Here is an 11,568-nt window from a genome sequence, read left to right on the forward strand (position 1 = left end):
GGCACCAGCCCCGATCCAAAGTTGGCGATTCGCCGGCTCGAATACGTTTTCGGGCCAGCGCGCCAACCTGCAGCGCACCGCTGTACAAAGCCCGGCGCCGGGTCAACCGTCGCCTTCGGGCAAGAACCTGAAATACGCGCGTGCAGGCTGCTTCTCGGGCAAGACGTAGACCACGCCGCGCGCACTGCCGAACACCGGCTTCACATAGGTGTCGTAAAACGCCGCGGGCACATTGATGCAGCCATAGGAGATGCGGTGGTCTTCCGCATTTGCCGACGCCAGCCGCTCCAGCCGCCGCTCTGACTTGTTGTTCGTTCGAACGCGATGCATGGACACGGCCGCGCCATAGTCCACCCAGACAATATCTTCGCCTTGCAGGTTGACGCCAGGCTCTGAGACAAAGCGCCCGGCGGGCGTGGTGCGTTCATCAGGGCGTATGTCGGAAAGCTTTCGCTCGCCGATGCCTGGCACCGACTCGTCTCCTTGCGCGAGCCCCAGCAGCACGGGCGATGCGCCTTGCAGGGTACCGTCAGCGCCAAAGATGAAAACGCGCGCCTTCTTCTTGTCGACGATTACGAAAGGAAGGCCTTGGTTGTCTTGCGCGCTGGTGGCTGCTTGCGCCAGCTGCCGCACTTCGACCGATGCTTGGGTGCTTGCGGAATTCTCGGCAGCACCGGTTGCCGCGTGAATGAAGGCTGCCCCGCATGCAAGCGCAAAAGACAGGAGCAGGGAGTTTTTCATAAGCGGCAAAACATGGCGCGAGAACCCGGCTCGGAGCGTGGCCGCAACTCAAAGTTGGCGGCCACGCCAAGGCGCCGGAGGCGCAGTCGATCAGCCGCGGTCAGCGCGGGCGCGGCGCACCGGCGGTGCGGGCGCCGGCTCAGGTGCGGGCATTGGCGCAGCAACGGGTGCCGGTGCCGGCGCCGCCACCATGCGCACCGGCTCGGGCGCCGGTGCCGGGGCAACCACGCGCACAGGTGCGGCGGGCATGGCGGCTTGCAGCGTGGTGCCGGTTTCGCCCATGGGGCCGCCGGTCTGGTTTTGTTGTCCGGCCGGCATGTACACGTTGCCCGAGATGGCTGGCATGTCGGTCTTTGCCGCTTGTGCAACGCCTTGCGCCATTGCCGGTGCGATTGCGAAGGCCATGGCCGAGGTCACCAGAACGTGAGCCACCGAGTGCTTGATTTTCATCTGTAATTTCCCTGAAGTCTTGATTGCGACTGGCAACCCGGGGGCGGATGCCCAGCGCGAGCGCAGTCTGCAATCAAGAACGCAGGGAGCGGCGCGAAGACGACAGCGCGCAATCCACGATCCGCACAAGTCGTGAAATTTGACGCGCTTGCATGCGCTGATGCGATGCCATTACGCGCCGCGCCAGCCGCCGCCGAGCGCCTTGTAAAGGTTAACCATGTTCACAGCCTGCTTCAGTTGCATCTCGATGAGCTGCTGTTGCTCTGAATAGAGCTCGCGTTGCGCGTCCTGGCTCGAAAAATAATCTTCCAGGCCGCCGCGGAACCGGCGTGCGCGAAATGCTCGCCACTTTTTCGAGCGCCTGCACGCGGGCGTGCTGTGCCTCGAGTTGCGGGCGCATGTGGTCGTCGGCAATCAGTGCATTGGCAGTCTCGCGGAATGCGACTTGCGCCGCGTACTCGTAAGAGGCCATGGCGGCGGCCAACCGCTCTTCGTTGCCGGTGATATTGGCCGAGCGGCGGCCCCAATCGAAGATGGGCAGCGACACGCCCAGCACGCCAGCCCAGCTCCTGTTGCCGCTGCTCAGCAGCGTCGACAAATCTCCGCTGATGCCGCCCGCCAGCGCCGTGAGCGAAATGGTGGGCAGCATGGCTGCCTTGGCCGCTCCCACGCCTGCGTTGGCGGCTTCCACCCGCGAATAGGCCGCCAGAAGATCCGGACGCCGCTGAAGCAGGCTCGACGGCAGGCCCGCCGCAACCGTCGCCGTGGAGCTCTGGGGCCAGGGCCGTGCGCTGCCCGTGTCGGGCGGCACCGGTTGGCCGACCAGTACGTTCAGCCATTGCAGGTCTTGCGCAACGCGCATGCGGAATTCTTCTTGCCGCACCCGTGCGTTCTGCAGCAGCGACTGCGCGCGGTACACGTCAAGCTGCGCCGCACCGCCGGCCGCCTTGGCGCGGCCGATCATGTCGGCGTTGGAGGCCAGGCCGCTTTCGTTGGCATTTGCCAGCGCCAGCAGTGCGCGGTCGGCGCGCAGGGTGAGATAGGCATTCGACACCTCCCCCACCAGGTTCATGCGGGCCGCGGCAAAGTCCTTGTCGCCCGCCTCGGCCAACGCGCCGGCTTGCTGCGCCGTGCTCTGCTGGCGCCCGAAAAAATCGAGCTCGTAAGACGTGACGCCGGCCTGGATGTCGAAGCTGTTCGACACACGCCCGTCGGACGGCACATTGCCGACCGGGCTGAGCGAACCCTGCGGCGTGGTTTGCGCGCGCTGCGCATGGCCCGACAACCCGATTTGCGGGAACAGCGAGGCACGGCTTCCCGCATACACGGCGCGCGCTTCGCGGGCCTTCGCGGCATAGGCGCGCAGGTCCCGGTTCTGGGTGAGCGCGGTGGCTATGAGCCCGCGCAGTTCATCGTCCTGAACAAAGTTGCGCCATTCGACCGGCTCGGCGTTGGGCGTCGCGGTGCCCGCAGGGAATTGCGAAGGCAACGCCAGGTCGGGTTGCTTCATGGGTGGAGTCATGTTGCAGCCGCTCACCACCAGCACCACGCACACTGCCAGCACCATCAAGATGAGCCGCAGAGAAAAACGCACGAAACCCGCTTCGGGCGCGCCGAATCCTGCGCTGGCGAGCAGGGCCGACGCGGCACGCCATGGCCGTACCTGAACCGCGACGTGGCTCGGGGGCACGTTGAACACATGGCTTACCAAACGTTCGCGCTGCGCCTCGGTGCCGGCAAATCGCAGTTCGGCACCGGCCGAGCTCTTGCCGGCAAGCTTCGCAGGCAACCAGCCGACTGGCTCGACGTACACCTCCAGCGGCTGCCCCACGCGCATGCGCTTGAGAGCGCGCGATTCGAGCAGCGCGCCATCCGCAGCAATGTTGACGAAGCGCGAGTCGATTTCGCCGGCGGCCGTTCGCAGCCGGGTGCGCGCGCGCCAGGGAAAGCGCTCTTCCTGATCGGGCCGCGGCAGATCGACGCAGGCGATGAGCGCCGCCAGGCAAAGAACAAGCGCAATGCCGGTCCACACCAGATTGAGTTCGTCGCCGGGCGTGAGCTCCTCGCCGCTCAAGGCCACCGATGCGCCGCCCAGTTGCAGCGCCACCAGCAGCCCGCCGAACACGGCCACCAGCTTCCAGTGCACCACCGTCTTGGAGCGGTCGAGCCCCTTGTTCGTTACCTTGAAGGGGCGGCCGAAGGGCCGCAGCATTGCGCTGGCAAGCGTGCCCGTTACCGCCATGGCGGCCACGAGCTGGCTCACCTCGCTGAACACCGGCAGGCACCGCCGCTGGCTGATCCAGTAGCTGTAGGCCCAGAACATCATGAGCGGCGGCAACCCGAACGAAGCAAAGGCTTGCGGCGTGGCATGGAACACCGACACGCCCGCGTACCAATAAAGCGCAGGCGCCAGCATGATCATTGCCATGAACGGCTTGCCCAGCCAATGCAGCAGCCCGTGCAGGAAGTGCAGCCGCGCCGAGAAGCTGTAGCCCTTGCCGCGCAGCGGACCGTTGGGCAGCAGCGCGAGCTGCACCGTGCCCAGGCACCAGCGGCTGCGCTGATTGATGTAGTCGATGATGCTCTCGGCCGACAAGCCGTTCGACAGGCGCTCGCCCAGCCAGCGCGTGATGTGGCCCTTGCGCAGCAGCAGGTAGGTGGTGTGGATGTCTTCGCACACGCTGCCCACCGGAAAGCCGCCCGCAGCCGTGATCAGGTCGCGCCGCACGATGAACGACGTGCCCACGCAGAAGGCCGAGTCCGCCGCGTCCTTCGCGGGTTGCAGCACGTCGAAGAACACGCGCTGCTCGTCGACCCAGCTGTCCGTAGCACGCAGATTGTGCTGGATGGGATCGGCGTTGTAATAGAACTGTGGCGTTTGCACCAGCCCGACCTTGCGGTCCGCAAAGAGGCCGAGCATGCGGTAGATGATTTGCCGCTGCGGCGCAAAGTCGGCGTCGAGCACCAGGATGTACGGCGCGTTGGTTACGCCCGCGGAAATCTTCAGCCCGTTGTTCATGTTGCCCGCCTTGGCGTGGCTGTTGTCGGGCCGGCGCGCGTAGTGCACGCCCTTGCGCTCGCAGTAGTCGCGCAGCCAGTCGCGCCGGGTGTCGTCCAGCACCCAGACGTTCACTCGCGGATAGTCGATGGCCTGCGCGGCGATGATGGTTTTTTCGAGCACCGCCAGTTCTTCGTTGTAGGTGCAAATGAACACATCCACCGCAGGCACCTTGTCGCCGCGGCGGCGCAGCTCGGCCTCGCCGAGATCGGCCAGCGGCGTGTTGTCGCGCCGGCCCACCAGCATGTGGATGGACATCAACGTGTAGACGATGGCCGTGAGCTCGAAGGCCAGAAACACCCATGCAAACAGCGTTTCAAAGCCCAGGTCCGAAGGCGGCATGGTGGCCACCACGCGCCACACGGCATAGCGCATCAGCAGCAGCGCGGTAAGCGCGCCAAACACCATGCGATGGCTGGTGCGATCGACCCGCGCCAATGACATGAGGAGAAGCGCGAGGCCCGCAACAAGGGCGTTGAGCTGGAACTCCGGCGTAGCGATCAGGTTGGACATGATGGGATAGCTCCTGCGGCAATGGTCTTGCCGGTGAAGGGGTTGAAGCCGGTTGCGGCAAGCGCAATCCAGGCGGTAGCGCCCAAGTGGGGCCAGCGGTAGTAGTAGAAGTCGGCGCCCGTCGAGTCCGGTCCTATGGCCAGGCCGGTGGAAATGCGGGCGCTCGGGGTTGCGTAATACAGGCCGTTGTCGGCACGTTGCGATGCAAGCAGCTGCCACAGCGCCTCGGGTGCGCTGCCCTTGCGCGCCACCAGCGTGGCGGCGGCCTGCGCGCTGCCCTCGGTCCAGATGCCGTCGGGGTTGCGCGAAAAACCGTAGCCCTCGGCGAAGCGATGGTTCTTGTCCACCCAGTCGAGGGCACGCGTCCAGGTGCAAGAGCCTTCAGGCGCCGCCAGCAAAGGCCACAGCTGCGCATCGAGGCCCGAGGCTTCGGTGGAGATGGTGGCGCCGTCCTCCTTGGTGCCGATGTTGAAGCGCTGCTCCGAGCCATTCCACATGCGGTTGACGAAGTCGAGCGCGGTGCGGGCCTGCTGGCGCTCGGCTTCATTGGGCCCGCCCGCGCGCGCGGCCCAGGCTGCCGCCATGGCAATGTCGATGTTGTGCTCGGTGGACTTCCAGGTCTGCGCGCGCTGCGCGTTGTCCCAGCCATACCAGCCGCCGTTGTAGCCGTCAGGCGCATTCTTGGCGCGGGTGCGCTGCTCGATCCAGCCCAGCAGCTTGCGCGCGCTGTCCAGGTAGGCCGGCGACCGCTCCGCCTCTGAAAGGTTCAGCAGCAGCAACGCGGCCCACGCCACGTTGCCGGTGGCGGTGCTCACCTGGTAGGCATCGGCAATCCATTGCTTCTTGCCCGCATCCCAGCGGCCCGGCAGCGCGGCCTTGTCTTCGGTCATGGGCCCGGCGCGATAGGCGTTGCGCACGCGGCCGTCGGGCATGCCCGGGTCGCGCTCCATGGCGCGCACCACGGCATCGCCGATGCGCTTGGCCGAAGCCGTGTCGCCGCAGGCCAGCAGCGCAATGCCGGCCAGTGCGTTGTCATAAGTAAAGGCTGCGCCGGCCAGCGCGGGCTCCAGCGGCGGGCCCTGCTTGTTGTCCCCAAGCCGGTAGCTCGCAAGGAACAACGGCCCCGAGGCTGCGCCCTTCTGGTCTTCAACCACCGCGCGGCGCAGCCCCTCGCAGCTTTGGCGCGCGAGCTGCTGCTGCGTGGCGCCAGGCTTTTGCGCATGGGCCGCGGGCATCAGCAACATCGACACCATCGATGCGAGAGCGCAATGCGCCAAGGTGCGCGGAATGGAGGAGAGAACCTGCATGGGCTTGTTCCGGCTGCTGGGCGGTGCATTTCTGCCTGTGCTCAGGATCTTTGAAGGGTGGCCGTCACCACCTTGCCGGGGGCGCACATGTTGCTGCCTCCATCCGCCGGAGCCGCTGGCGCCTCTTTGCTTTCGATGCGCGCCACGGCGTAGAGGGAGCCCTGCTCCGCGTAAGGGAACGGCACGCTGTAGGTGCTTTGCAGTTCTTCTGAAGCCACCGGCAGCAATTGCTCGACCCGCGCAGGCATCGACTTGGAGTTTTCGCCGATCTTCACGTCGAGCATGGAGCCGATGCCCAGGCGCTTGGCCACACGCGCCGGAAACACAGCCACCACGCCCAGGCGGCTGCAGTCGGTCACGCGCACCAGCGAGGCACCGGCCGTGACGTAGGCGCCCTCAGGCGCGAGCACCGAATGAACCTGCCCCGCCTGCGTGGCCTTGATCTCGTAGGAAGACAGCTTTTCGACCCGGCGGCGCTCTTCGTCTTCGAGCTGAATGACTTGCTTGAGCTGCTGGAGAATGGCCGCGCCGTCTTGCTGGGCGCGGCCCACGCTGTTGCGCAGCGCCTCGCGGCGGCTTGCCAGCGTCTGGAAAAGGCTGTTGCCGCTGGTGCCCACAAAGGCGCCCTGCCCCGCGCTTGCCACCGTCTGGGCCTGGCCGGCAAACGCCTGCTCCGCCACAGCCGCAGTGGCTCGGGCTGTGTTCAGCTGCGCCACCGATGCGTTCATGACCTGCTCGCTGATGGCGCCTTCGGCCAGCAAGGCCTGGTTGGTCTTGACCTTGTTTTCTTGCTCTTCGACCATGCTGTGCGCCGCATCGCGCTGCCGGCGAGCAACCTGCCAGGCCTCCCAGGCTTGCGCCACAGAGGCCTGGCGGTGAACGTTGGCCTCCTGGCCGACGGACCTCATCTCCTGGTTGTCGGCCTTGAACTGGTTGCCCAGCTGCGCCAACTGGCTTTGCAGCGCCAGGTGCTGCGAACGCAGCGTGGTCAGGATTTCCTGGTTGACGGTCGGGTTGCGCACCGTGGCCACGGTGGTGCCTGGCTCTACCGTGTCGCGGGCGTGCACGACCATTTGCGTGACCACGCCGTTGATGGGCGACGTGATCAACGCCACCGGCGCCTGCAGCACCGCCCGGGTGGCCTGCGACGACAAGAGCGGCTGCACCAGCGTTGAGACCATCAGCCACAGCACAAAAGCCAGCAGCACATAGCCCGCCAGCTTGGGAACAAAGGCGCCAGCTTGCCGGCGCTGGCCGCTGGACAAGAAAACCAATGAAGGCAGTTTCGACACGCGCATACCCCACCTCTTTGATGCGAAGGCGTGCGCCGAAGACCGGCGCAACATCCATTGAATGAAAGGAATTGCCCACAGCACAACGGAGCCGGCCGACCGTGATGGCCAGCGTGTCCGCAATGCTGCAGTGCAATAAGAAGGTACGGCGAAAGGCGATTTACCACTGCTTCGGTCCGCAACAAGATGTGCGAACTTCACATTGGCGCCGCTCGTCCGCTCGCGCAAAGGTCCTACACGGCTCGCGGCTTTGAGCGGGTTGACAACAAAAGACCTCATGCGGCAAGCAGCCGCCGCGCCCCTCAGGCCGCCCAGTGAGCGGGCAGGAAAAGGGTCGGAAGTGCGAGGCGCGAAGGTTCAACCGCTCCACATCGCGAAACCGGTGCGCGAGGGCGGCTGAACATATCCGGTAACCAACCTGATCGAAGCTGACGGTTTTCGACAACGCCCGCAACGATTGGCCGTGGCAAAGCCCCCACGCAGCCGCATTTACATCAGCGATACCTGCGACACAAGGCAATACATGCGGGATTGCGGTTGGCGTCATAGTGCTTTTCCGCGATTTGCAGCCCCCAGTGCCGGGCCGCCGCAAATTGCCACCCCCACGCTCTTCGGCCGTTTACCGAGGCGCTACCGGAGCACAGGTCGTGTCATTGCTGCCCATGAGCGCCGCCTTCGCCGAGCCGCCCTGTGGAAAAAGCACGCCTTCTTTGGCGCGCGCACCGCGCGCGAGGCCCTGACGAGTAGCGCTTTATGGTTAATGCGCTGTAACGCCATTGAATGCTATTTGCTTCATCAAGACGCCAAGAACGAATGACGTTTCCGGCAACGTCAGGAAGGGCATGCCATGTCCATCACCCGCTTCGCCATTCGCACGCTTGTTTGCGTTGCTGCCGTGCCCGCCATTTCAGACGAGCCCCCGGACCGCACGACCGCGTGTACCTGAACAAGGCCGAGATCGAGAGCACCTTGATTGGCAGGCCCATCGTCTCGAGCAATCTTGCGAGCGGCATGGTGTCGCGCTGGCAGTTTTATGCCGACGGCCGCGTCGACTTCGTCAACCGAAGCGGCCCGGGCCGCGCCTCGGGCAAATGGTTTTTGAACCCGGATGGCGCCATGTGCGTGACGATGGTTGCCCGAACCGGCTGCCGCTACTGGTTCAAGACCGAGAAAGACGGCGCCCTTGCGAATGCCAACACCAGGGAGCCCAACGCGCCCACGGTGGCCGAGATACGGTTCGAGCAGCCGTGAAACCATCAGGGCACGACTGCCCTGCACTACTTAGGCACGCCCGATGAAAGCGGCAACTCCGTCGCGAAACGCCTGGCTGCCATACACCTCCTCGATCAGGTCATCGTCGTCCAGCCGCTGCTCGACGACGATGCGGCGGATGCTCTCCTTCACGGCCTTGTGCGTGACCGGCGACAGTGCCATGAGCCGGTCCGCCAACGCAAGGGCCGCGGCACCCAGTTCGCCCGGCGCGCAGGCGGCGTGCACATAGCCGCAAGCCAGCGCTTCCTGCGCCGTCAGGTGGTCGGCCAGCAGCAGCATGCGCTTGACGCGCGGCACGCCCAGGGCGGCCTGCAGCCGCGCGATGTTGCGCGACGACAAGGTGTTGGACAGCGTCTTGGCAATCGGCGCACCAAAGCGCGATGCGTCGCTGCAGACCCGGAAATCGCAGGCCGTGGCCAAAGCCAGGCCGCCGCCCACGGCCCAGCCGTCGACCACCGCCACAGTGGGGACGGCAATGCGCTCGACCGCATCGATGACGCGCTCCACGAAAGCCTCGTAGGCAATGCCGTCGCGGCCGCCCTGAAAGTTTTTGAAGTGGCCGATGTCCGTGCCCGAGATGAAAGACTTGCCGCCCGCCCCCTTGAACAGCACGCTGCGCACCGCCGGGTTTCGCACGCACGCGCCGATGTGGTCCAGCAGTGCCTCGTACATCGGCAGCGTCATCGCGTTGTGGCGTTCGGGGCGATGGATCACGATCTCGGCCACGCCCGAGGCATGGACTCCCAGCCGCACGCAGTCAGCTGAACTCACAAGGCCTCCGCCGCGCCGGCTGGCGTGTTGATCTCGGCCAGGATTTCCTCGTTGTGTTCGCCCAGCAATGGCGGGTGCCGCCGCACCTGCTGCGGCGTGCCCAGCAGCTTGACGGGAAAGCCGATGTTCTTGACCTTGCCCTCGATTGGATGATCGATTTCCATGCACATGCGGCGGTGCGTGCCGTGCTCGCCCTCGAATGCCTCCGGATACGACAGGATGGGCCCGGCGGGGATGCCGGCGGCCAGCATGGCGTCGATCCAGTCGGCGCTGTTCCGCTGGCCGAACTCCCGTTCGAGCGCCTCGATCAGCGCCTCGCGGTTCTTCAGGCGCAGCGACACGCTGGCGTAGTCCGCGTGCTCGACAAGGTCCGGCCGCTGCAGCAGTTCGCACAGCCGGGTCCAGAGCTTCTGGTTGGTCGCGCCCATCACGAAGTAGCCGTCGCGCGCCTTCACCGCCTGGTAGGGCGCGCTCATCTTGTTGCTGGTGCCCAGCGGTGTCGGCCGCGTGCCCGTGCCCCAGTACTCGGACATGTCCCAGATCGAGAAGGCCATGGCCGCGTCGAACAGCGAGGCGTCGATGTGCTGGCCCACGCCCGACTTCTGCGCGCCGATGTAGGCCGCGAGCAGCGCGTAGGTGGCAAACAGCGCGCAGCCGATGTCGGCCACCGGCACGCCGGCCTTCACCGGCTTCTCGCCGGGGTAGCCGGTCACGCTCATCACGCCGGACATGGCCTGCGCCATCAGGTCGAAGCCCGGCCGGTCGGCCCATGGGCCGCTCTGGCCAAAGCCGGAGATGCTGACGTACACGATCTTCGGGTGGATCTTCTTGATCGACTCGTAGTCGATGCCCAGGCGCTGCACCGCGCCGGGGCGGTAGTTCTCGACGATCACGTCGGCGGTCTGGGCCAGCTTGTAGAACGATGCGCGGTCGTCCTCGTTCTTGAGGTCCAGCGTCAGCGAGCGCTTGTTGCGGTTCATGTTCAAGAAGCCCATGCTGTCCGGCCCCTTCATCTTGAAGCCCATGGCGCCGCGGGTCTGGTCGCCGCCCGGCGGCTCGACCTTGATCACGTCGGCGCCCAGGTCGGCCAGCAGCATGCAGGCGAACGGCCCGGCCATGACCTGGCTCACGTCCAGCACCCGAATGCCCTGCAGCGGCAGTTGTCGCGCTTGGTTCATTTTTTCAGCCCTCCTCGGTGACCTTGGCGGTGCGCACCACGTCGCCCCATTTCTTGAACTCGGCAGCCATGAAGGCCGCGAACTTGTCGACGGAACCGCCGCCGTCCTCCACGCCATAGCCATCGAAGCGCGCAACCACATCCGGCAGCGCCAGCACCTTGTTGATGTCGGCATTGATCTGCAGGGCCAGGTCCCTGGACATGTCCTTGGGGCCGACCACGCCATACCAGCTGGACACGTCGAAACCCTTGAAGCCCTGCTCGTCCATGGTCGGCATTTCCGGAAAGCCCTTGGCCCGCTGCAGGCGCGTCTGCACGATGCCCGTCATGCGCTTGGCCTTGACCTGGGCCGTGGCCGCCGTCATGGTGTCGAAGCTGTAGTCGATCTGCCCGCCGATCAGGTCCGTCTGCATCGGGCCCGACCCCTTGTAGGGCACGTGGATGCTCTTGACGTCGGCGGCCATGTTGAACATGGCGGCCGCCAGGTGCTGCACCGATCCCGTGCCGGAGGAGCCGAAGCTGATCTTCCCCGGGCTCTTTTTGCACTGCTCGACCACCTCCTTGATGGAGCCGGTGGAATTCTTCGCGCTGGTTACCAGGATGTGCGGCGTGGCGCCGACCATGGCAATGGGCGCGAAGTCTTTCAGCGGGTCGTAGGTGATGCTCTTGAAGATGTGCGGCGAAATGGCATGCGTGTTGACATGGGCCATCAGCAGATTCACGCCCTCGGTAAACCGGGTGCGTGCAAAGAAGTCCGCGGCCAGTGCGCCGGTGGCGCCGGGCTTGTTCTCGACCACCACCGAGCGGCCCCACAGCTCCGAGAGCTTCTGCCCCACGATGCGCGCAAACACATCGGTGCCGCCGCCGGGCGCCCAGCCCACGTAGATCTTGACGATGCCCTTGGGCAGCTCTGTGGCCGCGAGGGTTCAGGGCGCGGCCAGCGCGCCGGCGCTGGCCGCAATGAAGTCTCGGCGTTTCATCATGTCG

The 11,568-nt window shown here is 65.7% G+C and carries 8 protein-coding genes and 2 pseudogenes; 1 reads left to right on the forward strand and 9 read right to left on the reverse strand.

Translation table 11 applies throughout. From position 1 onward, the window contains the following. Positions 1-102: 102 nt before the first annotated feature. The 6 genes and pseudogenes from M0765_RS04125 to M0765_RS04145 all read right to left on the reverse strand — a co-directional run bounded on the left by M0765_RS04125 (position 103) and on the right by M0765_RS04145 (position 7,367). Complete coding sequence (locus tag M0765_RS04125; RefSeq protein WP_258502176.1) at positions 103-741, reverse strand: L,D-transpeptidase; 639 nt, start codon at positions 739-741, stop codon at positions 103-105. A 90-nt stretch (positions 742-831) separates the two neighbouring features. Further along, on the reverse strand, positions 832-1,191 hold the full coding sequence (locus M0765_RS04130; protein WP_258502177.1) for a hypothetical protein: 360 nt from the start codon (positions 1,189-1,191) through the stop codon (positions 832-834). A gap of 211 nt (positions 1,192-1,402) precedes the next feature. After that, complete coding sequence (locus M0765_RS29390; RefSeq protein ID WP_446751590.1) at positions 1,403-2,758, reverse strand: efflux transporter outer membrane subunit; 1,356 nt, start codon at positions 2,756-2,758, stop codon at positions 1,403-1,405. A 45-nt stretch (positions 2,759-2,803) separates the two neighbouring features. Continuing rightward, positions 2,804-4,762 (reverse strand): annotated as a pseudogene (locus tag M0765_RS29395) (glycosyltransferase); the annotation flags it as partial. Continuing rightward, entirely contained in the window at positions 4,750-6,069 is a 1,320-nt protein-coding gene (locus M0765_RS04140) for a hypothetical protein (RefSeq protein ID WP_258502180.1), read from the reverse strand. The pseudogene M0765_RS29395 and the gene M0765_RS04140, both read right to left, overlap by 13 nt. 41 nt (positions 6,070-6,110) lie before the next feature. Continuing rightward, a complete protein-coding gene (locus M0765_RS04145; protein ID WP_258502181.1) occupies positions 6,111-7,367 on the reverse strand; it encodes an HlyD family efflux transporter periplasmic adaptor subunit in 1,257 nt (418 codons plus the stop codon). Positions 7,368-8,297: 930 nt separating this feature from the next. On the opposite strand from M0765_RS04145, the gene M0765_RS04150 reads away from it, so the two are divergent. Continuing rightward, on the forward strand, positions 8,298-8,612 hold the full coding sequence (locus M0765_RS04150) for a hypothetical protein (RefSeq protein ID WP_258502182.1): 315 nt from the start codon (positions 8,298-8,300) through the stop codon (positions 8,610-8,612). Positions 8,613-8,642: 30 nt separating this feature from the next. Here M0765_RS04150 and M0765_RS04155 read toward each other — a convergent pair whose 3' ends face one another. From M0765_RS04155 to M0765_RS04165, 3 genes and pseudogenes are all read right to left on the reverse strand, one after another. Further along, on the reverse strand, positions 8,643-9,404 hold the full coding sequence (locus M0765_RS04155) for an enoyl-CoA hydratase (RefSeq protein ID WP_258502183.1): 762 nt from the start codon (positions 9,402-9,404) through the stop codon (positions 8,643-8,645). Beyond that, positions 9,401-10,582: a CaiB/BaiF CoA transferase family protein gene (locus M0765_RS04160; RefSeq protein WP_258502185.1), complete on the reverse strand. Its 1,182-nt coding sequence runs from the start codon at positions 10,580-10,582 to the stop codon at positions 9,401-9,403. The genes M0765_RS04155 and M0765_RS04160 overlap by 4 nt, the downstream gene beginning before the upstream one ends. A gap of 4 nt (positions 10,583-10,586) precedes the next feature. Then, positions 10,587-11,561 (reverse strand): annotated as a pseudogene (locus M0765_RS04165) (Bug family tripartite tricarboxylate transporter substrate binding protein). Positions 11,562-11,568: the final 7 nt, after the last annotated feature.

It is taken from the genome of Variovorax sp. S12S4 (assembly GCF_023195515.1).
Taxonomy (GTDB): domain Bacteria; phylum Pseudomonadota; class Gammaproteobacteria; order Burkholderiales; family Burkholderiaceae_C; genus Variovorax.